General features: G+C 40.2%; 21 protein-coding genes, 1 pseudogene, 2 riboswitches and 1 other annotated feature. Of the genes and pseudogenes, 9 read left to right on the top strand and 13 right to left on the bottom strand.

Features of this window, described 5'->3' with window-relative positions:
• Positions 1 to 69: 69 nt before the first annotated feature.
• Positions 70 to 171: riboswitch (purine riboswitch) on the bottom strand.
• A gap of 79 nt (positions 172 to 250) precedes the next feature.
• From C6Y03_RS13730 to C6Y03_RS13755, 5 genes are all read right to left on the bottom strand, one after another.
• On the bottom strand, positions 251 to 451 hold the full coding sequence (locus tag C6Y03_RS13730; protein WP_012009137.1) for an NETI motif-containing protein: 201 nt from the start codon (positions 449 to 451) through the stop codon (positions 251 to 253).
• Positions 448 to 1002: a DUF2179 domain-containing protein gene (locus tag C6Y03_RS13735; protein ID WP_024424505.1), complete on the bottom strand. Its 555-nt coding sequence runs from the start codon at positions 1000 to 1002 to the stop codon at positions 448 to 450. Before C6Y03_RS13735 ends, C6Y03_RS13730 begins: the two co-directional genes overlap by 4 nt.
• A gap of 202 nt (positions 1003 to 1204) precedes the next feature.
• Entirely contained in the window at positions 1205 to 2005 is an 801-nt protein-coding gene (locus C6Y03_RS13740) for a hypothetical protein (RefSeq protein WP_106039491.1), read from the bottom strand.
• Positions 2006 to 2384: 379 nt separating this feature from the next.
• The gene (locus C6Y03_RS13750) at positions 2385 to 3710 is read right to left on the bottom strand and encodes an NCS2 family permease (protein WP_034664933.1); all 1326 of its coding nucleotides are present in this window, start codon (positions 3708 to 3710) and stop codon (positions 2385 to 2387) included.
• A gap of 145 nt (positions 3711 to 3855) precedes the next feature.
• A riboswitch (purine riboswitch) is annotated at positions 3856 to 3957 on the bottom strand.
• Between the two features lie 115 nt (positions 3958 to 4072).
• Positions 4073 to 4969: a LysR family transcriptional regulator gene (locus C6Y03_RS13755; RefSeq protein WP_106031408.1), complete on the bottom strand. Its 897-nt coding sequence runs from the start codon at positions 4967 to 4969 to the stop codon at positions 4073 to 4075.
• Positions 4970 to 5070: 101 nt separating this feature from the next.
• Between C6Y03_RS13755 and C6Y03_RS13760 the strand changes: the two genes are divergently transcribed.
• Positions 5071 to 6258: an MFS transporter gene (locus tag C6Y03_RS13760; RefSeq protein ID WP_106039492.1), complete on the top strand. Its 1188-nt coding sequence runs from the start codon at positions 5071 to 5073 to the stop codon at positions 6256 to 6258.
• A gap of 118 nt (positions 6259 to 6376) precedes the next feature.
• Here the strand turns inward: C6Y03_RS13760 and C6Y03_RS13765 are convergent, their stop codons facing one another.
• Positions 6377 to 6946, bottom strand: a complete 570-nt coding sequence (locus C6Y03_RS13765; protein ID WP_034664802.1) for a hypothetical protein — start codon at positions 6944 to 6946, stop codon at positions 6377 to 6379.
• Positions 6947 to 7084: 138 nt separating this feature from the next.
• Here C6Y03_RS13765 and C6Y03_RS13770 point away from each other — a divergent pair, with 138 nt between their 5' ends.
• Positions 7085 to 7657 (top strand): GNAT family N-acetyltransferase, encoded by a 573-nt coding sequence (locus C6Y03_RS13770; RefSeq protein WP_106039493.1) that lies wholly within the window; start codon positions 7085 to 7087, stop codon positions 7655 to 7657.
• Between the two features lie 496 nt (positions 7658 to 8153).
• On the opposite strand, the gene C6Y03_RS13775 is transcribed toward C6Y03_RS13770, so the two are convergent.
• Both C6Y03_RS13775 and C6Y03_RS19650 read right to left on the bottom strand, forming a co-directional pair.
• A complete protein-coding gene (locus tag C6Y03_RS13775; protein ID WP_034664809.1) occupies positions 8154 to 9392 on the bottom strand; it encodes a hypothetical protein in 1239 nt (412 codons plus the stop codon).
• Between the two features lie 109 nt (positions 9393 to 9501).
• Positions 9502 to 9579: pseudogene (locus C6Y03_RS19650) on the bottom strand (hypothetical protein); the annotation flags it as partial.
• Between the two features lie 104 nt (positions 9580 to 9683).
• Here C6Y03_RS19650 and C6Y03_RS13780 point away from each other — a divergent pair.
• The 4 genes from C6Y03_RS13780 to C6Y03_RS13795 all read left to right on the top strand — a co-directional run bounded on the left by C6Y03_RS13780 (position 9684) and on the right by C6Y03_RS13795 (position 14469).
• Complete coding sequence (locus C6Y03_RS13780) at positions 9684 to 10571, top strand: helix-turn-helix domain-containing protein (protein ID WP_106039494.1); 888 nt, start codon at positions 9684 to 9686, stop codon at positions 10569 to 10571.
• Between the two features lie 219 nt (positions 10572 to 10790).
• Positions 10791 to 11055, top strand: a binding site (T-box leader).
• Between the two features lie 56 nt (positions 11056 to 11111).
• A complete protein-coding gene (locus C6Y03_RS13785) occupies positions 11112 to 12773 on the top strand; it encodes a 2-isopropylmalate synthase (protein ID WP_060595669.1) in 1662 nt (553 codons plus the stop codon).
• Positions 12774 to 13829: a helix-turn-helix domain-containing protein gene (locus tag C6Y03_RS13790; protein ID WP_066031243.1), complete on the top strand. Its 1056-nt coding sequence runs from the start codon at positions 12774 to 12776 to the stop codon at positions 13827 to 13829.
• 163 nt (positions 13830 to 13992) lie between these two features.
• A complete protein-coding gene (locus C6Y03_RS13795) occupies positions 13993 to 14469 on the top strand; it encodes a YbaK/EbsC family protein (RefSeq protein WP_106039495.1) in 477 nt (158 codons plus the stop codon).
• 88 nt (positions 14470 to 14557) lie between these two features.
• On the opposite strand, the gene guaA is transcribed toward C6Y03_RS13795, so the two are convergent.
• The 5 genes from guaA to C6Y03_RS13820 all read right to left on the bottom strand — a co-directional run bounded on the left by guaA (position 14558) and on the right by C6Y03_RS13820 (position 21648).
• Positions 14558 to 16099, bottom strand: coding sequence for a glutamine-hydrolyzing GMP synthase (gene guaA / locus C6Y03_RS13800; protein ID WP_060595666.1), 1542 nt, complete (start codon positions 16097 to 16099; stop codon positions 14558 to 14560).
• A 186-nt stretch (positions 16100 to 16285) separates the two neighbouring features.
• Positions 16286 to 18487, bottom strand: coding sequence for a DUF4129 domain-containing transglutaminase family protein (locus C6Y03_RS13805; protein ID WP_106039496.1), 2202 nt, complete (start codon positions 18485 to 18487; stop codon positions 16286 to 16288).
• A gap of 9 nt (positions 18488 to 18496) precedes the next feature.
• Positions 18497 to 19687, bottom strand: coding sequence for a DUF58 domain-containing protein (locus C6Y03_RS13810; protein ID WP_106039497.1), 1191 nt, complete (start codon positions 19685 to 19687; stop codon positions 18497 to 18499).
• Positions 19684 to 20646: an AAA family ATPase gene (locus C6Y03_RS13815; RefSeq protein ID WP_060595663.1), complete on the bottom strand. Its 963-nt coding sequence runs from the start codon at positions 20644 to 20646 to the stop codon at positions 19684 to 19686. Before C6Y03_RS13815 ends, C6Y03_RS13810 begins: the two co-directional genes overlap by 4 nt.
• Before the next feature lie 102 nt (positions 20647 to 20748).
• Positions 20749 to 21648, bottom strand: coding sequence for a cation diffusion facilitator family transporter (locus C6Y03_RS13820; protein WP_060595662.1), 900 nt, complete (start codon positions 21646 to 21648; stop codon positions 20749 to 20751).
• 481 nt (positions 21649 to 22129) lie between these two features.
• Between C6Y03_RS13820 and gabP the strand changes: the two genes are divergently transcribed.
• The 3 genes from gabP (at position 22130) to C6Y03_RS13835 (ending at position 25786) form a co-directional block, all read left to right on the top strand.
• Entirely contained in the window at positions 22130 to 23518 is a 1389-nt protein-coding gene (gabP, locus tag C6Y03_RS13825; protein WP_106039498.1) for a GABA permease, read from the top strand.
• 98 nt (positions 23519 to 23616) lie between these two features.
• Positions 23617 to 25146, top strand: coding sequence for a multicopper oxidase family protein (locus C6Y03_RS13830; protein WP_106031422.1), 1530 nt, complete (start codon positions 23617 to 23619; stop codon positions 25144 to 25146).
• Between the two features lie 265 nt (positions 25147 to 25411).
• A complete protein-coding gene (locus C6Y03_RS13835; protein ID WP_034664837.1) occupies positions 25412 to 25786 on the top strand; it encodes a carboxymuconolactone decarboxylase family protein in 375 nt (124 codons plus the stop codon).
• Positions 25787 to 25796 lie beyond the last annotated feature (10 nt).

Here is a 25796-nt window from a genome sequence, read left to right on the forward strand (position 1 = left end):
ATTGCATTGTTAGGAAGCAACACAAACCGGGCCATGGTAAGCGCTGTTCGCTTTTGAAACGCCATGTCAGTTTTGTTCACTATCCTGCATAGTCCAGTCATTTACGGTAACTGGGTAGAAACTTATGGGCCATATTCCCAAGATTATATGAGGCTCGTGTTTTGATTTCATGTTTATCTTAACAACGGATGTTCATGATGTCAACGGATTTATCGAACAATCTATGAAGTCGTCGTTTTAATGTTCGGATTTAGACTATTTTTCCTTCAAATACGATTTTTTTCCCAATCGGAATGATCTGAATCGACCCATTTTCCTTCTTTTCCTGAAAAATGGGCTCCTCCATTCGTCGGACAGGCGAGTAGCCTTCCGCTGCCATCTGGGACAACACTTGATCGATCGTCATGTTGTCTTCCACATAGAATTTCTTCTTCTTTGGTTTTGCGGTCATTCTTTAATTCTCCTTTTCTTCACAGCCTTCACCCAGAAGCCGCCGTGAATCGATTTGGGCTCATACGAAATGATAAACGCCTTTGAATCCAGCGTTTTAATCGTTTCATATAATTGCAGTTCATATTTTCTCGGTGTTAAAATTTGCAATGCTGTCCGGTCTCCTTCAAGACCGCCTGCTACCCAGCTGGTGACACCATATCCTTTTTCTCTCAATTGTCTTGGGAGATCGACATCCAATTCTTTTGTGATCACGTTAACAGTTGTGTAGCCAAGTGCCAGCTTCTCTTCAATTTTCATCCCGACAATGATTCCCATCCCATAACCTAGCGCATACGCAATGACATTTTGTATCTGATCTAAGTTATCAAGTACGATACTTAACCCAATGACATAAATAAGCATTTCAATCGTACCAGCAAAAGCAGCTGCGTACCGTCTGCCTTTCATTGTTAAAATCAAACGCATAGTGGAAAAAGAAACATAGACAATATTAATCACTAAAATGATCAAAACCATGGTGAACGCATTGGATAAAAGTTGTTGAAGCACGATTCGAACCCCCTGCACTAAAAATCAAATAAAGCACCCCATATTCTACTAGAGAACATACCTTGATACAATCAAATTTGCGCGAGAAAAACACATATATCTTTCGACAACAAAGGTGGTCTTTGTTACCAAGAGTTTACCCGTTTTTTCCTCTTCTCAACATGAAAGCCTCCTTTTTCAAAAAAGGAGGCTTTCAGTGTGTTTATCCAAATCGAACAGGAACAAGTGAAGGAATCAAATACTCTCCGACAATGCTCCAGAGTAGTGCAATGATGACAAGCTCCACCAATAAAAAGATACAGCCCGCATACATCAAATCACCGCGCACCGCTTCATGCTCCGATTGAATCGAGCGAAAGAGTACGATCGCAATCAACTGGAGACCAAAAAACATCATCACAGATAAAATGACCGTCACATATGGAATATTCATCATGGCAAATACAAGCCAAAGGATGGATAAAACCAAAACCGGCACAAGGGCGGCACCAAACTTCATGATCACTTCTTTCAGTGATATGTTTCCTTTTAGCATGTACTTTCCGAGTAACCAGACGGTAAGCATCATCAATGTCAACAGGATGAGTGTAAAGACCGCTACCCTCAAAAAGGCGTCACCAAAAGAGTAATGAATGCCAAAGCCTAATAAACGGGTCTTTGACGCCTTTAATTGAACATAGTTGCCTAAAGCAAAAAACACGCTGAATAACACAATCGAGATCCAGGCGTACTTCATCCGTAATGTTTCCGCTTGATTGATGGCCCGGCTCGGTGATTTTAACATCGCAAGTCCATATGAGCCATAGCGCTTAAACGCGCCTCCTACACCTTGCAGCATACGCTGAATGGCAGAACGCTCATCAGCCGCTGCTGCTTTTGCTTTCGAGGTTCTTCCACGTTTTGCGGCACTTCTGCTGAGGCGGGATTGCCTCGTTTCTTGATCTATTGATGGCTCTTCATTTTTTAAGTCTGATGTACTTTGCTCTTGATCTTTTTCTAACATTCATATCAACTCCTATCCAGCACAATCCAAACAGGCTCATACGAATGTCCTGTTCGGATGACTCCTCTTAAAGTAGCGGAGTCTCTCTGTTCAGTCAAGATGCCTTGACGTTCATACGAATAGACGGATAAAGGGCAGCAGAGGTTTTAAAATGGTAAGAAAATTAGACAAAACAAAAAAACAGCAGCTTCCATGAGCTACTGCTTCAGCGTGTAGACAAACCCTCGCATTCTTTGTCAGTCCTGCGCGCTGATGCTCACGAATGTCAAATTCGCTCCGCGTCAGTGCTCGTCCTTTCTAGACTGCAAAGGTTTTCTATCACACTGAAAAAAGAAGACAAAGGGTTAAAATAAAGATCATTTTAACCCTTTGTCAACAATTAATGATTTAAGAAAGCAAAGTAGAGAATAAAGATCACAAACAATCCGTACATAATCGGATGTACTTCTTTGGCTTTCCCTTTAAAGATCATCGTAATCGGGTAGAAAATAAAGCCAACCGCAATCCCTGTTGCAATACTGTATGTGAGTGGCATCATAATCATCGTTAAGAAGGCTGGTACTGCAATTTCAAAACGATCCCAGGCAATCTTCGCAAGCGGAGCCACCATCAGTGCACCGACAATGATTAAAGCAGGTGCTGTCACATTCGATGTAACGATGGATAATAGCGGCGAGAAGAACATCGCAAGCAAGAAGAAAATACCCGTTACGACAGCTGCAAATCCAGATCGCGCACCAGCAGCTACACCAGAGCTGGATTCAACATAAGACGTTGTCGTCGATGTTCCAAGGACAGAACCTACAACGATTGAAGATGAATCCGCCAGAAGTGCTCTTCCTGCACGCGGCAGCTCATTATTTTTCATTAAACCAGCTTGGGTTGCAACAGCCACAAGCGTTCCTGCTGTATCAAAGAACCCAACGAATAAGAACGTTAAAATCACGACAAGCATTTGAATCGAGAAGATTTCTGGCAAATGAATCAAGGCTTGTCCAAAGGTTGGAGATAAGCTTGGAATACTTCCCACAATTTGCGTCGGTACTGGGACAAGACCAACAATCATTCCTGCAATAGCTGTCACAAGCATCCCGATGAAGACACCTGCATTCACTCGAAGAACCATTAAAATAACGGTCACTACGATACCAAACACCGTCAATAGAACAGGACCACTATGAATGTTTCCAATCGAAACGAGTGTATTATCATTATTGGCGATAATGCCAGAGCCTTGCAGACCGACAAACGTAATGAACAAACCAATACCCGCACCAACCGCCAGCTTCAGCTCAGCCGGAATGGCATTGATGATTTTTTCACGGAAACCTGTTAAAGAAAGGGCAACAAAGATCAATCCTGAAACAAACACACCAGAAAGTGCTGCTTCCCATGTGATGCCCATGCCAAGAACAACCGAGAAGGCGAAGAAGGCATTCAAACCCATACCTGGTGCAATTGCAATCGGATACCTGGCAATCAACCCCATCAGAATACACCCTGCGGCAGAGGCTAACGCCGTCGCTGTAAAGACAGCGCCCTGATCAATTCGTAATTTATCTGGAAAATCCGGTACAGACACTAAAGCAAGTGTGATCGGATTGACAAACAAAATGTAAGCCATCGACAAAAATGTGGTTAAACCACCGATGATTTCTCTGCGGTAATTCGTTCCTAACTCATCAAACTGAAAAAACTGTTTCAAAGCCAACTGACTCCCTTCATGTCCTTTTGCTTTAGTCTGTCCCATTCACAAGTCAAATAAAAAACGCCCCAACAGTTTTGGGACGCTTGACTACAAGTGTGAATTCAGACCGTGACATAAAACAAGAACAATGCATGATTTATATCAAACGAGTGTGAATTGACGTAGTCAAGCCATTTACGGTAGCTTGGTAGAAACTTGCGGGCCATATCCCCGCGATTATACGACTTCTATCTATTTGATTTCTGTGTCTATTGTACCAACTTCATTTTTAAAACACAATACAAAAAGCGAACAATTTTCAAAGAAATGTCCGCTTCATTCGTCTTATTACACGAATTTGGAAAATCACATCTAGTTCTTTATACACCCTTCTCCAAATCCTTCTCTTTTGCAAAAACCGCTGCGGCTACATGGAAAAACTCTTTCACAGCTGGTGAAGCTTGGGAGAGAGACGGACAGGCGAGCGCAACCTCGCGGTGATGAGAGACATTCAACTTTCGAATGTGCACAAGCTGCTGCGTTTTTAAAAACAGCTCAGGACCTATCGTGACACCAAGCCCTTCTCCGACCATACGAGCAATGGTCGTACAATCGTGTACTTCAAATAAAGTAGCTGGCTTCAATTGAGCCTCAGAAAATATATCCTCTACATGTGATTGATACATGCCAGTCGGCATAATAAATGGTTCATCCGCCAAATCTGTTATGTCTACAATGGGCTGCTGGTGGAATCGATGATTTGGATGATAGGCGACCACCATCTCATCTTTGATCAGCGGCAACAAGTCAAAGGCTTCATCCGCATAGCCTTTCACAACAAATCCAACATCAATGATGCCAGAGTCCAGCCACTCCAATATTTCTTCATACGTCCCCTCATAAAATTTAAATTCGATTTTCGGATGCTTTTTCTGATAGCTCACAAGCAGCTTAGGCAATAAACAAGCTGATGCACTGGCAAATGTTCCGATACGAATCAAGCCCGTTTCGATATTTTTCGTTAACGCAATCTCCTGCTGGATCTTCTCCACCCTATTTAACACTTCTCTAATATGCGGGAGAAGCGTTTGACCGATATCTGTCAGCATGATGCCCTTTTTTCGATCACGAATGAATAAAGACACATCCCACTCCGTTTCTAAACTTGCCACCGCATGACTGACCGCGGACTGCGTCATATTTAATGCTTCAGCTGCTGCGGTAAAACTGCCAAGCTCGACCACTTTTGCAATAATATCAAAGCGAACAAAGCTCATGAGTATTCACTCATCTCCTTCATGAAAAACATCAATTTTACTTATGTTAGCACGGAATTTAAACTAAATACAACGTATCAAATTGAAGGAAGGGTTCAAAAATGAAAAACACATCACATCAGCTATTGATTATTCTTTTAGCTGTCGGTTCATTCGTCACAGGCACGTCAGAATTCGTCGTATCAGGCATTCTAGATATTATTTCTGTTGATCTAAATATCTCCATTCCTGCTGCCGGGCAGCTTATTACCGTTTACTCTCTCTTTTATGCAGTAGGTGCTCTCTTTTTAGTGATGGCAACATCGAAATTGAACCGAAAAAAGGTTCTGTTATCGGCGATTTTTGTGTTTATTTTAGGCAATGTGGTCGCCTTTTTTAGCCATCACTTTGTGCTGCTCCTGCTATCCCGAATTATCATGGCGATGAGTGGCGGCTTATATATTGTCGTCGCCACGAATTATGCAGCGCAGATCGCCCCTCCAGAAAAAAAGGGAAGCGCGATGGCAACGGTCATTACTGGTTTTACCATTTCACTCGTACTTGGTGTCCCTATTGGCACATTTTTATCAGGTCATGTGGATTGGCACTATATTTTTCTCATCATTGCACTAGGTACTGCTTGTCTTTTATTACTGCTTTATCAATTACTGCCACCCATGGAGGGACATTCACATCTGCCATTGAAGCAACAATTACATCTCCTTCAAGATAGCAGGGTGATCAGCGGCTTAGCTACGACCGTCTTTTGGATTTTAGGCTACACAATGGTATTCGCTTATATCTCACCTTTATTACGACAGACCGCTGGCTTCTCTCTTGAAATGACAAGTTTCGCCTTACTCATTTTAGGAATCGCTGCTTTTATAGGCTCACGATTTGGCGGCTTCGCTGTTGATCAATGGGGACCAAACCGAACCATCTCGATCAGCATCATGATCCAGATGCTCGCTCTCTTCGCCTTATTTTTCACACAATTCTCTACAATTAGCGTCTTGATCACACTAGCCATATGGGGCATCGCAACATGGACGACAACGCCAGCAAAGCAGTTTTACCTCATCTCTCTAAAACCCCAAGCATCAGAAACCGTGCTGAGCTTTAATACAGCGATTATGAATATTGGCATGATGCTCGGATCGTCAATCGGCGGTGTGATGATTCAATATACAAATGTCACGAACTTAAGCTGGATTGGCGGTTTAGCCAGTTTTGTTGCATTCATGTTGATTCGGTACTCGTTCCATCGTAATCGGCTGGTCCAAAAGCAGACAAAAAGCGAACATGTATAACCATGTTCGCTCTTTTATTTATTGACTAGCGTAGTGAAAAATGGAGTCGAAAGAGCAACTTGAACTTTTGATATAATGGAAGAAATATCTACAAAAAGGAGTATGTCGATCTACTTTTTTATTTCCGCTTACTACGAAGTTCAATGAGTGCTAGTGTATTGTCATTGAAAAAGAACTCCAAAATGATACCGTTTGATTGATCTTGATATTGTATACCTTTGCTATACCCTTCGACAAACCAGAGCTTCTTGAATTGATCTCCATATGTTTGTATCACAGATGAATAATCTTCTCCAATTTTAACTCCCTTAGATGTTTGAAGATTTTTTTGTGTTGAGTGATTGTAAATAGTTATAACTCGATCATGTTGATCAACTGATACGACAAAATCTTGATTTTCTTTTTCCATATAGACCGTCTGTTTAGGATGAGAGAATTGAGAATTCTCCACAAAATTATGATCTCCCTTGAATGTTTGACCGATCTTAAAATGACCTATTGATTCATCTGTTAAAGCGATAGAGTAAAAATTAAAAAACATTGCTATCCAAACAACTAGTACGGTTCCTCCTAAAACAGAACCTACTATCACTAACACTTTAGAACGAATGATTCCCTTTTTAAATAAATAGATCACTAAAGTTACGGCGATCATCACGAAAACAAATGTGATTAGAAATATACCCATTTCTCTTATCCTCTTCCTCTTTAGTATAATTCGCATGTAATTGATTCCCACGATGATAATTTCATATTATACCAAAGCATTCAACAAATCCGACCAACACAGGTATAATTTAAATAAAATAAACAATAGGAGATAAATATGACTAGACATAAATTGATATTTCCACAATCATTTCCAACAATACATACCGAAAGACTAATCTTAAAACAAGCAACAAGCGAAGATGCTGAGGATATGCATATCTATTTATCCAATGAAACCGTGTGCCGCTACATGGGCATTGATGTTCATAAAACAATCGAAGACACAAAAGGAGAAATCAAGTGGTATGACAATATCTTCAAAGAACAAACAGGCATCCGGTGGGGCATTTCTCTAAAAGACAATCCAGCCATTATCGGCAGCTGCGGCTTTCTCAATCTAGAAAAACAGAACTGCCGCACGGAAATCGGCTATGAATTACATCACGATCATTGGAGAAAAGGCATTATGAAGGAAGCCATTGCTGCGGTGTTACGATATGGATTTCAGGAGATGAACCTGAACCGGATTGAAGCCATCATTGATCCAGCAAACACGTCTTCTGTTCAATTATTGGAGAAGTTTGATTTTGTACGAGAAGGTTTATTGAGGGAGTATGATCTTGGTCAACATGGGTTTGATGATGTGTTTATGTATTCGATTTTGAAGAGGGATTTTGAAACAAAATAGAATTCATTAAGTCTTGCATATTCATTTGATCATACTATATAAAGTCATAACGGACCAAGGAAAAACAAATACTTTTTTCATTCAAAATCACAACCCGAATATGCTCCGTCACATTTACGAGCTAAACCCATATATTGAAAACTTGTCTAGCAAATTGAACATTCAGCACCCTTTCTCCCTCGGAAAGATTCGGAGAAGAAAGGTGTGCTAAAGTGCTATTACAACGAAATTTTATATATAAAAAGTGTCTATAGAACGATAAAACCCTAAAGTAACAAATGTCTCCAATACTGAATGGCATGTAACCTATATAAGTAAATAATCGAGAAATAAACCAGTAGCAAAACATATACGTTCATATCAATCAGAAATATAAAGTAGTTCTTGTCATCGGTTCGAGAGTGTGATTCAACAGCTTGGAGAATCACTAGAGTCAAGAAAAAGGGCGTCATTGGGAGATTTCAAGAACTATTTTGTAACTTCAAGTGATTTTGAACTACTTCCTTAATTCACTAAATATTTTTTTATATGAGGAGAAAATAGAGTATACAATTATTTTTCTTTTCAACCAAGCTGTAAACTGTGTTTTTATTGAATAATTTGGAATATCTAATTTAACCTCGTTATCTTTGATTATTTTTGAAGTTATATCATTATTTAATAAAAGGTTTTCATAATCTTCTCCGCCGTAATACGAGCATGCAACTAAATTCTTATATTCCATTGGGTATTCTTCTTTAATTAATTTTCTATAAATAGATTTTGCTTTCAATTTATTTTTCGTTATTTTTCTATTAATTAATAAACCACCTATAATATAAGATATTGTAAATGCAGTTATTCCTAAACTTATCATTGAAGTCAACTGACTCGAAACTTCTTTCAACAAAAAGTGATTAATCACATCTACTAGATCAGGATTATCCAAAATAATGTTTTTTAATGTATCCGAGATGTCAGTCTCTTTTTTTACAGTTTCAATAGTTAATAAATATTTTCCGGATTTGATATAACTAGAAAAATAGAACAACAAAATTGGACTTAACAGTGCAGCTGAAATTGTTGTAAATGAACTAATTAATACTGTCTTTCCATTTAATTTCCTTAAAATATGAACTGGAAAAGCATATGTTAACGCAGAATACAGTATCACTGTAGTAAATAAGTAAGTCAAAAATCCAACGAAATAAGGTAAAGAATTAATTATTGGATGCAAAAAGAAAAAGTAGATGAAAGCATTAATAATTGGTATCAAAACATATGTAGCTGTTGTATATTTATAAACTAAACCTGCTATTATACCCCCATAACCAATAATTAATACAAAACTGATGCTGATGATAGTGAATAAATTCACAATTTCTGATTTACCTAAAAAATGTTCAAGTAAACTTCGTATTGCTATGATGTTAACTAATGAAATAAAAAATGTCCCCACCGCTGCATCACGGAATAAATTAAAGATATACTGTCTCTTCTCTAAATCAATATATTTATTATCATCTGTAATATAATAATATTTTAATTGATTTAACTTTTTCAGCTCAACAAAGAGAGTATTGATGTTTCTAGTAATGGGTTTTCTATTCACCCAAATTAGCCATAAACTAATTAATACAACATAAATACTAGACAACAAATACAATTTTTTTGACAATAAAAAAATTAGTATACACAAATAAATAAAAAGAATTAATGTATTGAATGAATTTCCAGCTCTACTTTCTCTTTTCATATAAATTCCTCCTACTAATACTAATTAAAATATAAAGCAAAAAGTAAATACTTCTCCATTTATTTTATCGACTACTCTTTTTTATGTTCAAGAAAGATTTCTTAGTGTAAATCGCATCCGCTTCCCGTACGATTTCAAGTTCTTCTTCAGAAACTCCACCCAGTACACGGATACCCAGTCCTAAACCTAGGACTAGAAGGTCCATTCTAAAATTACAACATAGCACAAAAAGTCAAATTTCCTACAAAGCATTTCCGCTATACTAAACTCGTAAGGCAAGGAGGTGCTCGGTTGTCCTATCAAGAACATGAGAAAACGATTCAAGAAACATTGAATTATATTGAACAGCATCTGAAAAATGATTTACCACTTCAAACTCTAGCGAAACACGCTGGTTATTCTAGGTTTCACTTTCACCGTATATTCAAAAAAGTGATTAAGAAGTCAGTTGTCGATTATATAAGGGAACGTCGAATGACCCAAGCGGCGAAGGATTTAATTCATACGGACCAAAGGGTGATTGACATTGCATTGCAGTATCGATTTGGTTCACAGGAATCCTTCACTAGAGCCTTTAAGAAGATCTATGATATGTCACCCGCACGTTATCGGAGATTACTAAGGAATGTCATTGATAAGGAGGAAATGAATATGGCTGCAAATAAGAACACACCTACCGGCTGGATTATGACGGGAGAAACACCATCTGACTATGAAACAGGTTTGGATGACAGAATTGTACACAGTGGTACGTACTCCGCTTACCTGAAGTCAAAGGATGAAAAAGCACGAGGATTTGCGACCTTGATGCAGCAAATTAAGTCTGATCGTTACCGTGGAGAACGCCTTCAATTTTCTGCTTTTGTCAAAAGCGAAGATGTGAAAGGTTCAGCTGGTTTATGGATGAGGATTGACCATTCTTCAGGTGAAGTTCTTGCGTTTGACAACATGATGAACCGTCCCATTACAGGAACAAACGGCTGGAATCATTTTAGTGTAGTATTGGATGTTCCAGTCAAAAGTGAAGTCATTGCGTTTGGCATATTACTACATGGTCCAGGTCACATTTGGATGGACGAACTTAGTTTTAAAATTGTAGATGAAAGTGTGCCAGTGACAGAACAAAATACCGTGGATCATTTAGAGGATGAACCAGTGAATTTAAATTTTGAAGGCTAGCAGACTGAATTTAAGAGGAGGTTAATTGCCATGAAAAAAATTGGTGCGATTTTATTGTTCGCTATGAATTCACTCACCTTTATTTGTGGCCTTGGAATTTTATTTGGTGAAGAGGATTAAAGATAAGCACCCATAGAACAAAAAAAATCAATTAAAAAAGATATCCCTATCACTATCTCTTTTTTGTAGACTTGGTATAATAGAAAAAATCAGAAAAATTAGAATGCGATGATAAGGAATAGTACTTGCCGAAATGTTTTCAGAAAGTTGCTGGTTGATGAGAAGCAATAACATAACGGTAGGGAACTCACCTTAGAGTAGCCTTAGTGAAATGAAAAGGATTGATGTAGTTAAGGTCGGCACCCCACCGTTATATGGGAAGGATATAAGATCAAACAATCTGTATCCGAATAAGGGCATGATAATGTATGGTTATCATGAAATAGGGGTGGTACCGCGTAAGAAGAAGTCTTTCGTCTCCAAGTTAAATCTTGGAGATGATAGGCTTTTTTTATATTCCAATTACAGGAGGAATCGATGATGTTTAACCACAAAAAATACGAAAAGAAATACTTTTTGCCACCGAACCTTACTTATGATTGGGTGAAGAAAGAAACATTAGAAAGTGCTCCGATATGGTGCAGTGTGGATTTACGGGATGGAAATCAAGCATTACCTATTCCTATGAACTTAGAAGAAAAATTGGAAATGTTTCAGTTACTAGTAGAGATAGGTTTTAAAGAAATTGAAATCGCATTTCCAGCTGCTTCTGATACGGAGTTTAGGCTATTACGGACACTGATTGATCATAATATGATTCCAGACGATGTAACGATTATGGTTATCACGCAAGCGAGAGAGCATATTATCCGCCGAACCTTCGAGGCAATTAAGGGGGTACCGAAAGCGATTGTTCATTTATATAATTCGACTTCAGAAGCGCAGCGCAGACAAGTATTTAAGAAATCAAAAGATGAAATTAAACAAATTGCAATTGATGGAGCTATTTTAGTAAAAGAACTGGCCGAAAAAACAGAAAGCGATATTTATTTTCAATATAGTCCTGAAAGCTTTCCAGGAACAGAAGTTGATTATGCATTAGATATTTGTAAGAGTGTTTTAGATATTTGGAAACCGACACCAAATCATAAAGCGATCATCAATATTCCGACAACAGTTGAATATTCAATGCCTCATATCTTTGCAAGTCAGATTGAGTATATACACAAAAATCTGTCTTACCGAGACAGTGTGACATTATCTGTTCATCCTCATAATGACCGTGGCTCTGGGGTGAGTGATGCAGAATTTGGCGTGCTAGCTGGCGCAGAAAGAGTCGAAGGTACATTATTTGGTATCGGTGAACGTACAGGGAACGTAGACTTGATTACCTTGGCGATGAATATGTACTCACAAGGTTATGATCCAAAATTGAATTTCAATCACCTAGAAGCTATTCGTAAAAAATATGAAAAACTAACCAAAATTACTGTTCATGAGAGACAGCCATATTCTGGCGAAATGGTATTCACCGCATTCTCTGGGTCACATCAAGATGCTATATCTAAAGGTATGAAATATAGAAAGGAAAATCATGTTGATAAATGGGACGTTCCGTATATCCCAGTAGATCCAGTTGACTTGGGGAGGAATTATCAAACGGATGTGATTCGAATCAATAGCCAGTCTGGAAAAGGTGGCATAGGCTATATACTAGAAACAAATTATGGCATTCAACTTCCTTATAAAATGAATGAAGCCATGGGATATGAAGCGAAGAAAGTATCTGATCAGACAAATAGGGAATTGTCTGTCGAAGAAATATATCATATTTTTGAAAAGCAGTATGTTGATTTTCACCCTCATTTCCAGCTGCTTGATTATCAATTCAATAAAGGAGAGAAGCAGGAAGTCACCTTAACTCTGCTGAGAGATGATCAACAAATTGAAATACAAGGAACTGGGACTGGAAGTTTAGATGCTATCAGTAATGCGTTAAAAGCATATTTTCATCTCGAGTATGTTTTGGAAGTCTATGAACAGAATTCTTTGGGCAAGGATTCTCAAGCAAAAGCCTGTGCACAGATTGGAATTTCATATCAAGGAAAAATGCATTGGGGTGCTGGAATTGATAAAGATATTATAGAAGCAACAGTGAAGGCCCTGGTGGTTGCAGTAAATAGACTAGAGGTTTGGATGTAGATGGAAAAAGATAAACTTGAAAAACATGAAGCGATGCAATATTTAAGAGAATATAACGAGCAAGAAATCTTTTATCAACAATACCAACAGAAAAAGCATGACAATCAATCGTTGCAATTATTTTTGAAGGATTATGATAAAAACAATTTCATGCATAAGCAAATATATATAGAAGAATTTTTGCTAAAAGGGCAGAATGAATTTGAAAAAGAGGATACCATGTGGTTAGGTCAGGAGAATGATATCGAAGTGAGAAAGTATAGCCGTTTTATGCCTCAATTGTCGGCTATCCATGATTTCTTTGAGATGATCTATGTTCTGGAAAATGAGATGTATGTAGAAGTGGAAGATAAAAAAATGGCTTTACAATCAGGAGATATTGCCTTTATTCCACCTGACACAATACACAAGCCAATTGTAATGGAGAATACAATCGCAATACAAATCATGATCCGTAAAAGTACTTTTCAAAAAGTGTTTTTTAAAATGTTAAAAGGAAATAATGTCATTTCAGAGTTCTTTTTGAATGCATTGTATATAAAAGAAAATAAAAATATTCTTATTTTCCATAGTCGCTTGGATAAAAATTTGCTAGACTGCTCTCTTCAACTATTTACAGAAAATTATAATCGGTTTCCTGGATACCAGTTGATTATGAATAATTTGTTTGAGATATTATTATGTCTCTTATTAAGATTCAAACCAAGTCATATAAACGTAAATCAGGTCAAACAATATAGTGATATACGTATTATTCAAATGCTCCAATATATTCAGCAATGTTGTGAGCATATAACAATTCAGGAGATGGCAGAGGAATTTAACCTTTCACAATCTTATCTGTCTAAATATATAGCTCGTAAGCTTGGCAAATCATTTAGTGAGATTCGACAAGAAATAAGATTGGAAAAAGCCTGCGAAATGATCACTGGTAGCCATTTACAAATAGATGATATTGCGGCAGCCGTTGGTTATCAGAATGTAGAGCATTTCATTCGTTTATTTAAGAGAAAGTATCACCTAACACCACATCAATATCGTTTAAATAATAGATAATGATAATCATGACTCTATTGTATTAGCACTTGGAGAGACTGTACTTGTTATTTTGAAAAAAAAGATTACTTAAAAATTAACAGAATGAATGACGCTTATCTTAAAAGGACCATTTTAAAATCGAAAAATGTCAAATCAATACTAATAAAAAGGAGAAATCATCATGTCAATCAAAAAAGTAAAAGATTATTTTAAACAATATGATATGGATACTCGAATTCAAGAATTTTCAGTATCTAGTGCAACCGTAGACTTGGCTGCTTCTGCATTGGGCTGCGAACCTGAAAGAATCGCAAAAACACTCTCCTTTCTAGTAAATGGACAAGCTATTTTAGTTGTTACCTCTGGCGATGCAAAAGTTGATAACAAAAAATTCAAGGAATATTTTAAAACAAAAGCTAAAATGCTTTCTCCTAATGAGGTCGTTGACTTGGTCGGCCAAGAAATTGGCGGAGTATGTCCTTTTGCTATAAAGAATGGCGTTTCTGTTTATTTAGATATGTCACTAAAACGTTTTGAGACAGTCTATCCAGCCTGCGGGAGCAGTAACAGTGCTATTGAACTAACAATAAAACAATTAGAAAAATACTCCGGTTATTCACAATGGATTGATGTGTGTAAGGGATGGAATGATGAATGAACACATTAAAATGGAAGGAAAAAGTGCAGTTAAAAATAAAAAAGAGCTAAAAACCCTTGATACACAAAGGTTTCTAGCTCTATTATAACTATTCCCACTCAATCGTAGCAGGCGGCTTACTCGTAATATCATACACCACACGGTTAATATGCTTCACTTCATTCACGATACGAGTTGAGATCTTTTCAAGCACGTCCCAAGGGATTCTTGCCCAATCACTCGTCATACCATCAATAGATGTAACAGCACGGATGCCGATTGTGTAGTCATATGTTCTTGCGTCACCCATGACACCTACGCTGCGGATGTCTGGGAGAACCGTGAAGTATTGCCAGATATCGCGCTCAAGACCGAAGTTGGCAATTTCTTCGCGTAGAATCGCATCCGATTCACGGACGATTTCTAGTTTTTCTTCAGAAATTTCACCTAGTACACGGATACCTAGTCCTGGACCTGGGAATGGCTGTCTCCAGACGATGTCGTCAGGAATGCCTAGCTCTGAACCTAGGGCACGGACTTCATCCTTGAATAGCGTATTCAAAGGCTCAATCAATTCGAACTGCATGTCTTCTGGAAGACCGCCTACGTTGTGGTGAGATTTGATTGTTTGTGCCGTTGCTGTTCCGCTCTCAATGATATCTGTGTAAAGCGTTCCTTGTGCTAAGTAGTCGATTCCTTTTAGCTTGTCCGATTCATCATCGAATACATAGATGAATTCGTTACCGATGATTTTACGTTTTTGCTCAGGATCAGATACACCTTTTAGCTTATTTAAGAAACGATCTTTCGCATCTACTTTAATCACGTTCATGTTGAAACCTTCGCTAAATGTCTTCATAACCCCTTCTGCTTCGCCTTTGCGAAGAAGACCGTGGTCAACGAAAATACATGTCAGCTGATCGCCGATGGCTTTGTGGATCAATACCGCCACAACAGATGAATCCACACCGCCGCTTAATGCGCACAATACTTGTTTGTCGCCTACTGTTTCACGGATTTTCTGCATTTCGATTTCAATGAAGTTCTCCATTGACCATTTGCCATCGCAGTCACACACGCCAAAGACAAAGTTTTTCAATAGGTCATTTCCGTATTCAGAGTGACGAACCTCTGGGTGGAACTGAACACCATAGAAATTCTTCTCAGCTAAGCTCATCGCTGAGTTTGGACAATGTGCACTTGTTGCATCAACTGTAAAGCCTTCTGGTACTTCAACAACGAGGTCACCATGGCTCATCCAAACGACTTGATCAGTCGGAAGATCTTTGAATAAAGCAGGCGTTCCATTAATGTGGATATCTGCTTTTCCATATTCACGCTGGCTTGCCGCTTCTACTTTCCCGCCTAAATAGTGAGTCATGAGCTGCATGCCGTAGCAAATGCCTAGAACCGGAATGTCTAGATCAAAAATCTTTTCATCACAGCGGAAAGATCCTTCATCATAAACACTGTTTGGTCCGCCAGAAAGGATGATTCCTTTAGGCGCCATTTCTTTAATTTCTTCAGCAGTTAAAGTGTGCGGATGAAGCTCACTGTACACACCAAATTCACGAATACGGCGTGTGATCAACTGATTGTACTGACTGCCGAAATCTAGAACCAAAATCATTTCATTTACTAAATTTGTCATGGTGTCACCTCTATGTCCAATATAGTTTTTTATAAACGCACAGAAAAAATGAGAGGAGAAAACCTGCTCTCAGTGTGAATCACGCTTTTGAAGCGCCCAGACTCACATCCGAACGCTTCAATTTCATGTATTTTAGAAGGTTTTAATATTCACCTATTCTAACAACAGGAAGGTACGGGGTCAAGACTATCTCCTGTTTATTAAATTTTCCCATAACTTTGCCGATTGCCGCCAAAGCACCGACGCATCCTCTCGTCGATAGAGTGCCCGCTCATAGAACTGCGTCAGCTCTGACATGCGATGATCTCCATGCTTGTCATCGATCAATGAAGCAAATTCTCTTAGCGTCATGCCAGGTTTTTTCTCAATTCCCCTGCGCTTCAGCTGCTTTAATAGAGCAGCATACGCATAGAAGAATGCTTCCTCCTCTGGCAGACCTTTCACCTTTCTCACAATAAAGAATGGCAGCCATCTTGCTCTGAATCGATAAAGTAGCCAGCTCATCAACCCTAGAAGGACCATAGATCCTGCCGCAAATCCCAAGATCGAACCAACATGCACCATACTTGGCTTTGCTTGTGCTGTTTGTTTCTTTGGTTCTGCCGGCTGCTCTGTCTCCTGCTGCTGCGGCTGTTCTGCCGGCTGATCTTCGCGTGCATCAGAGCTAGGCTGATCTTCTTTCTTTTGATCATCCGTTTGATCGCTTGAAACGGCTTCATTCGTAAATGTCTCTGGGTTCGTAAATCCTTTTGTCGGTTCGAAGGTGACCCAGCCTCTGTTTGGAAAATAAACCTCTACCCATGAATGCGCATTGTTATTGGTCACTTCATACACATTGTCTCCATCCATCTGTGTTTCATATAACTGACCTGACGTATACCCTTTCACCCATCTCGCCGGAATCCCGATCGAACGAAGCATCACAATCATAGAGGATGAAAAGTTATCACAGTAGCCGACCATCGTATCAAATAAAAATTGGTCTACATAATCTTCATTACGACCAGGCACAGCGACATTTTGCGTTTCATATGAAAACTTCGCAGATCCTAAATAATCCTCGATCGCTTTGGTTTTATCATACATATTATCCTTCGTTTCCGTTAAGCTGTTTGCCAGCGTCTTCACACGCTCTGGCAATGAGGAAGGAAGCTGCAAGTATTCACGGCCAACCTCCTGATTTACCTGCTTCTTTGTTGGCACTTTAATCCTCTGCAAATCCTCAAGGATAAATGTAGGAGATAAGAAGGTGACTTGGTAGTTCCCTAAATTTTTCGGCGGATTTTGACTGGATGGGACAATTTTTTCCGTTTTCCCCATCATTTGCAGCGGAATATTTTCCATTGGCATCAGAGTGATCGTCCCAATCGGATAGACAGCATGATTAAATCGATAGTCAGATTCCATATCGACTCTCGTTTCGTGCACCTCTGTTTTTACACGCTCGGTAAACCACCGATTTGGCACATCGTCGTCCTTTAGCCGAGTAGGCTTTGTATCATTTGAGGCATCCTCCCAGCCCTTTCCTGTGTAGATGCTTTTTGTTTCGACACGAAAGTAAGATGGCTTCTTTCCGCTCCATTTAAAGACCGGTGTGCGATCCTCACTAAACGGTCCGCCAAGCGATGAATCATCTGTACTATATCCCACTTTATTCTGCCCGGCTGTACCATCTTGATTCGTGACCGCCTTAAAAAACGGGACAGGATCAGGCCATTTCGGATCAGACTTTGGCAAAGAAGCGCCGAGTGCCGCTGATAGAAGAACGAGCGCCAACATGGGCAAAAACCATTTTAGACGCGCCTTCTGTGACACCCGGATGCCTTCAGCCGAACGCAGTCGATCGAAATACAGCAACCCAAGCAAACAAAAACCAAACACCATAATGCGAACGATCGCAAAGGCAGCATTATATGGCGTAAACGTATCCAGAATCGTGACATACACAATCGTCATGAGTAAAAAGAAAAAGATACGCTGCTGATAGACCACCCAATAATGAAGCAAGTAGACAAGCAGCCACAGCAAAATATAAAACAATAATGTGCGGAAGGAGGGGTACATGTCACTCCACATGCCTGTGCTCATGAAGGTGATATTATCTTTGATATCAGCAAATAATGCAGCCGGATAGCTTGGCTCTGCTTGATAAAAGATCAAATATAAGGCGAGCAAGATCATGCCAGTACAAATAGGAAACGTCACATACCACTTCAAACGAAAGAATGTAAACAAACACGTAAGCCCTATAAAAATGATGAAATAAGACGTATGACTCGTCTCTGTAAAATCTTGAAGCGGACGAAGCCACTCCCAAAGCAGCAGAAATGCTACAGCATAATAGATGAACAACTCAAAACGGCTTTGCCGCTGATGCGTATGCAGCATAAATGTTTGTCACCTCACAGTTCTTTCGTGCAGCCGGTCTTCAAATAAAAGGGTCGTGCGTATTCCAGATGCCTTGAGCCGGTCTACAAGCTGTTTTTCTTTTGTCGTGAATCGATCCAAGGCTCTCTTCACTAAAAGAACAGTGATGTTCTTTCTGTTTCGATTTCCAAGCAGGCTCGCAGCAAGCTCTTCTTGCAGCTGACCCGTGACGACATATTTTCCAGAGTGCTGGTACTCACTCGCTGCTAACGCCTTATATTCTTGTGCGCGAGAAGGTTGATGCTGCACCCTTGTTAAATAATAGAGCATGTCCTGTAAATGAAGTTCTCCTTGATCCACTCGAAAGGCACGCTGATCTCCTAGAGGTACAAAACCTGAAGGCACCCCTTTTTTCACTGCCGTTTGGAGAACAGAAGCTGTAATAGACACGACGGTCTCAAAAACCGCTTCATCTGTAAAATCAGCAAACACGACAAGATCCTTTGTTTGATTCTGTTCAAATTCCTTCGTCATCAGCTGATCCCTTCTAGCCGTCGTCTTCCAGTCCACCCAAGCAAAACGGTCTCCTTGCTGGTATTCCCGCACGCCTGTTGTCACATGGGTCGGTTCATTGAACCACGAGTGAACCGCTTTGCCTCCATTTTCATTCGCTGACTCAGCTGACTCCACCTGAAGATCCAGCATTTTCGGATAGACAAGCAGCTTTTTTTCTAACAGAATGATCACTTCTTTCTCCACAAAACCAAACATATCACCCGTTTTGATTCGAACCGCTGACAAATGATGTTCCCCGCGCTTGACATCGTTCAATTGATAGGAAAAACGCCACGTTTTCCGAAACCAAGGAAACAGCATTTGCTTCATTTCAATTTGTTCCTGTAAATGAAAGGTGTCCGGCGGATCATCCTCAATCAAGACGTAAACGTATGGAAATGGATTTGTCCGCTTGATTTCAAGGTCAACGGACAGCACGTCTCCCGCCTTCAAGCGGGTTTGCTGTAATGTCCTTTTGGCTGTCGCTCGCAGCGGAATGAGCGCAAACAGCAAAGCATACAAAGTATATGGTAAAAATGCATAAAAAAGGAACCAACTCACAAACCCCCCCTGAAACATGGCATAACAAAAGACTGCCGCAGTGAGGATGATGAGCATCATTACCCGTAACCATAATGAAACAGCGAAACGATGACGTGACTTCATTGAGTCATCGACTTTTGAACTGGCACGCCAATTTGCTCAAGCATTTGTCGCAGCAGTGTCTCCGCCTTCTTCCCTTCATACGTCGCTTCTGATGTCAAAATCATTCGATGCGGCAATGTATATGGCGCCAAATACTGTACATCATCAGGAATCACATAATCTCGCTGATTCAACAGTGCATACGCCTGAGCCGCTTTCATGAGGGCGATCGATCCCCTTGGACTCACACCTAAATAAACAGATGGATGTTGACGCGTCGCTTGAGCGATTTCCACAATATATTCTTTAATGGATGCATCCACATGAATGGTCTGAACAGCTTGCTGCAACGCATGGATATGATCCTTTGTCATCACTGCTTGGAGCGTATTAATCGGGGACTGCTTTTCCTGCAAATTGAGCACCTCCAGCTCCTCCAGCATGGTCGGATACCCCATTTGCAGCTTGAATAAAAACCGGTCCATTTGCGCTTCTGGGAGCGGATAGGTCCCTTCATATTCCACTGGATTCTGCGTCGCCATGACGAAAAAAGGATCCGCAAGCGGCATGGTTTCTCCGTCCACTGTGACACTGCCTTCCTCCATCGCTTCGAGCAATGCCGACTGTGTTTTAGGAGAGGTCCGGTTGATCTCATCAGCCAAAATAATCTGCCCCATAATCGGTCCTTGCCTAAATTCAAATTCATTTGTCTTTTTATTATAAATCGACACACCTGTTACATCTGAAGGCAAAAGGTCAGGAGTGAATTGGATTCGCTTAAACTCACAGCCAATCGATTTTGCCAAAGCACGAACCATCATCGTCTTCCCAACACCAGGCACATCCTCTAGTAGCACATGCCCCTTCGCCAAAATCGCAACAAGGCTTAATATCGCAATGTCTTTTTTCCCAACCATGACTTTATTGATGTTATCTACGATTTTTTGTAAATCTGAATGCATCGGTTCATCAAATGCCATCCTGATCCTCCTATCACGTTTCCGTTAAATTTCATATAGTCTAACTTTACCATACAACGCGCATTTGCATAAAACATCAGCATGTAGAAAAAAGAAGCCTTCTCACGATGGAAAAGACTTCTTCTCTTCTTTTGTCTCACCTGCTGGCTCCATATGAACATGAGAGTGTAAAATATCATGTTCCTTCTTCATTCTACGTTCGATCTCATCTGCAATATCATGGCTTTCTGCAATGTTCAAGTGCGGCTCGACCTCCACTACTACATCCACATGGACCGTACTTCCGAGATACCGTGCCTTAATATCTTTCAAATCGCCCACTCCAGGTGTTGCTTCAATGGTCTCTTTATATTTGGACATATCTTTTATATGAAAACCGTCCGTTAACGAATGAGAAGCATCTCTGAAAATCTCCCACGCCGTTTTACAAATAATGAGGCCAATGACAAACGCTGCAAGCGTATCAATCCATGCCAGCTGAAATTGAGAGGCGATAATCCCTACAAATGTTCCAATACTCACATACGCATCTGATTTATTATCAGCTGCTGCTGCATGAAGAGCCTGGCTATTGATCCGTTTGGACAGATTGCGGTTGTAAATATACACGCCGTACATCACCACAGCACTTCCTGCTGCCGTCCAAGCTGCGATCATATCGGGCGTTTGATGCTCAGATGAGAAGAGCGACCGGCCCGCACTCAGCAGAACCTGAAGTCCAACAAGCATCATAATAAAGGACGCCACAAGAGACGCAATATTCTCTGCTCGAAAATGACCGTATGGATGATCTTCATCAGGCGGCTTTTGAGAAATACGCAGCCCAATCAACACAGCAAGGGATGCAATAATATCCGTCGTATTATTCAATCCATCTGCCGAAAGAGCCTCTGAATGAAACACATACCCAATTAGAAGTTTCACCGCTGATAAGATCACATAGGCAATGATGCTGACCCAAGCACCTGTTTCACCTTGTCTTAATTCGTTATAGCGCTCCATGTCGAACCGCGCCTCCTCACACATCACTTTTCTATTATTTATCTTACAAAGCAAAGCCCGTGTGGGTCTACAGCAACATGATTCGCTTGTGTCAGCAAAATAGGATACATAGAAATGTGTTGACCTAAGTAAACTTATTTTTATAAGGTCAATTGACCTCAAGACCTACTCCCATCAACCTTTTTCCAATTCACTCTGTGATGAACATCTGGCAATATCACTCTTTCTGGAAAATTGTCAGAATAATTTTATTTTGAGAGACAACTTCTCCCCATCCTATCTTATGCTATTTTTAAGAATGAACAGAGGAAAAAGAGGGAACATAATCTCTCAAATCCTTTATACTTTTTAACATCATGTTAAGAGGTTTGAAATGTCAGTTTGATAACCTGTCCAATGCTGAATGACAATTCAGTATGATAAAATTTAAAATATTCTAAAAACAATTTCTCTATGAAGAGAAATGTTTGGAGGTAAAGACATGTCCAACATGACAAACGGTCTTCAAAAAAATCTGAAAACAAGACATATTTCAATGATCTCCATTGCTGGGGTTATTGGCGCAGGGCTATTTGTTGGTAGCGGCGCTGTCATTCATTCTGCAGGGCCTGGAGCCATTCTTTCCTATTCTTTTGCCGGACTTCTGGTGATCTTTATTATGAGAATGCTTGGAGAAATGGCATGCGCCTATCCGACAAGCGGTTCCTTCTCACAATATGCGAGTGATGCCATCGGTCCTTGGGCCGGGTTTACAATTGGCTGGCTTTACTGGTTCTTCTGGGTCATCGTCATCGCCATCGAAGCCATTGCCGGTGCTGCCATTATTCAGTATTGGTATGGAGATGCACCTGTTTGGCTCACAAGTCTTATCCTCACTATCCTCTTAACATTAACGAATATCTTTTCTGTTAAATCTTTTGGCGAATTTGAATACTGGTTCTCATTAATAAAAGTCGTCAGCATTATTCTCTTTCTACTCATCGGTTTTGCATTTATCTTTGGTTTTGGCGGTCATCATACTGCAGGACTTGCCAATTTAACGGAGAACGGTGGTTTCCTTCCAAATGGATTCAGCTCTGTTTTACTCGGAATTGTCGTCGTCATCTTTTCCTTCATGGGAACCGAGATTGTGGCAATAGCAGCCGGAGAATCAGCAGACCCAGTCAAGTCTGTGACAACAGCTACCCGCTCTGTTGTATGGCGTATCATCGTGTTCTATGTCGGATCCATCGCTGTCGTTGTGACCTTGCTTCCATGGAATTCAGCGAGTATTTTAACAAGCCCGTTCGTTGCGGTATTAGAATACATCGGCGTCCCATCAGCAGCTCAAGTCATGAACGTCATTGTTTTAACAGCCGTTCTATCTTGCTTAAACTCCGGTTTGTACACAACGTCCAGAATGCTTTATTCATTAGCGGAAAGAGGCGAAGCACCGAAACGCTTTATGAAAATCAGCAAACGTGGTGTTCCTGTAGCGGCTACAGTCGCAGGCACCTTCTTTTCCTACATTGCCGTCATGATGAACTACTTTTATCCTGAAACCATCTTTTTGTTCTTAGTCAATGCATCCGGCGCCATTGCCCTTCTTGTCTACTTGGTCATTGCTGTTTCACAATTAAGAATGCGCCGTAAAATCGAAAAAGAAAATCCAGAGCAGCTCAAAATCAAAATGTGGCTGTTCCCATATCTCACGTACTTTACCATTTTGGTCATTTGCGCCATCTTGGCATCGATGCTGTTTATCGAATCAATGAGACCACAGCTCATTTTGACAAGTATCATTACCTTCGGTGTGCTTGCCGCTTATTTCGTCTTTAAACCGAATAAAAAAGTGCCTGCAAATGCAGCGCTTGAAAATAAACACCCGTAATGCTCCCGCTGAAAAGCGGGTTTTTTTATTTTATTCACCTATTTTCATGTCCGCACTTATACTGTATCAAATTGGATTATAAGTGAGGATTAGACGACATGAACCTAGAAAAATTTGTTGACGAGCTTCCAATTCCAGAAGTCGCGAAGCCCGTCAAAAAGAACCCAAGACAAACGTATTATGAAATTGCTATGGAGGAGGTATTCCTAAAAGTTCATAGAGACCTGCCCCCAACCAAGCTATGGACCTATAATGGCAGCTTGCCTGGTCCAACCATTCAAGCGAATCGAAATGAAAAGGTCAAAGTGAAATGGATGAACAAATTGCCACTTAAGCATTTTCTGCCGGTCGATCACACCATTCACGAAGGCCATCATGACGAACCAGAAGTCAAAACCGTCGTTCATTTACATGGCGGCGTCACACCAGCAAGCAGTGACGGCTATCCAGAGGCTTGGTTTTCACGAGACTTTGAAGCAACCGGCCCCTTCTTTGAACGAGAGGTATACGTATACCCAAATCATCAGCAAGCCTGCACATTGTGGTATCACGATCATGCGATGGCATTGACACGATTAAATGTGTACGCCGGCTTAGCTGGGTTTTATTTGATCTCTGATGCGTTTGAAAAGTCCTTAGAGCTGCCGAAAGATGACTATGACATTCCTTTAATGATCATGGACCGTACGTTTCAGGAGGATGGCTCACTGTTTTATCCTAGCAGACCAAACGACACGCCAGAAGACAGTGACCTACCAGACCCATCCATCGTGCCCTTTTTTTGTGGAGAAACGATTTTAGTCAATGGAAAAGTATGGCCTTATTTAGAAGTAGAGCCGCGAAAATACCGCTTTCGTATCTTAAATGCGTCCAATACTAGAACTTACGAGCTGCATCTAGATAACGACGCCACAATCTTGCAAATTGGTTCCGATGGGGGCTTTTTGCCAAGGCCTGTTCGCCATCAATCCTTTAGCATCGCACCTGCTGAACGTTTCGATGTCATCATCGACTTTTCAGCTTACGAAAACAAAACGATCACTCTCAAAAATACAGCCGGCTGCGGACAGGATGTGAATCCTGAAACAGATGCGAACATTATGCAATTCAAAGTCACACGTCCGCTAAAAGGGAGAGTACCTAAAACATTACGTCCGATTTTCAAACCGCTGCCAACGCTTCGGCCAAGTCAAGCTGATAGAGAGCGTACACTCACACTTAGCGGCACGCAGGATAAATACGGCCGCCCTATCCTATTGTTGGATAATCAATTTTGGAATGACCCTGTCACCGAAAATCCTCGTCTTGGCAGTCTAGAGGTTTGGTCCATCGTCAATCCAACCAGGGGCACACACCCTATTCATTTGCACCTTGTTCAATTTAGGGTTTTAGACAGAAGACCATTTGATACAGAAGTCTATCAATCGACAGGAGAAATCGTGTATACAGGACCAAACGAAGCGCCTCCTTTACATGAACAAGGCTACAAGGACACCATTCAGGCGCATGCTGGTGAAGTCATTCGGATCGTTGCTCGATTTGTTCCATACAGCGGCCGATATGTGTGGCATTGTCATATTTTAGAGCATGAAGATTATGACATGATGAGGCCGATGGATATCATTTAATAAAAATGAAACCACTCTTCCCGTAAATGCGTAGAAACTTGTATAAAACTTCTGATACACCAAAGGGCTAACGGACATCCATTCATTAGCCCTTTCAAAATGGAATAATAAATCGCATGAATGGTTTCTTTGAGCATTCAACACTTAAAATGTTGACGCAGCAAACCGATAATACTACTATATACCCATTGCATCTATCAAAAGGCACATAAGCCACAATGAACGAACAAATGGAAAATTGCGATAAAAAACGGAGGAGTTCAATTTGAATGAAGAAAAAGAGACTTGCCAGGTCACACAAGAAACAGCGGCAGGTAACATAGAAAAGCTTTCAATTCAGGAAAACGAGAGCATTTGGTCAAATATTGAACAGCTAACAATTGAACTCGGTGAACAAAAAGAATTCAACCACTTCATTTTAGATGAAAAACAAAAGGCCATCAGTACATTATCTGCCCTCATTACAAAAGGCGATTGTGATGAAGAATTAAAGACTCATTTTGAACAAGCATTACATATCGGACTTTCTGTCATAGAGATCATGGAGATTATTAAGCACTGTACAAAAGTTGCTGGATTCCCTCACTCCATTAATGCCCTGTTTATCTTTCAAAATTTATTAGACAATAACACCAAATAAATCAGTGAAA

Origin of the sequence: Bacillus sp. LNXM65 (assembly GCF_002998575.1) — a bacterium.
Classification (GTDB): Bacteria; Bacillota; Bacilli; order Bacillales; family Bacillaceae; genus Bacillus.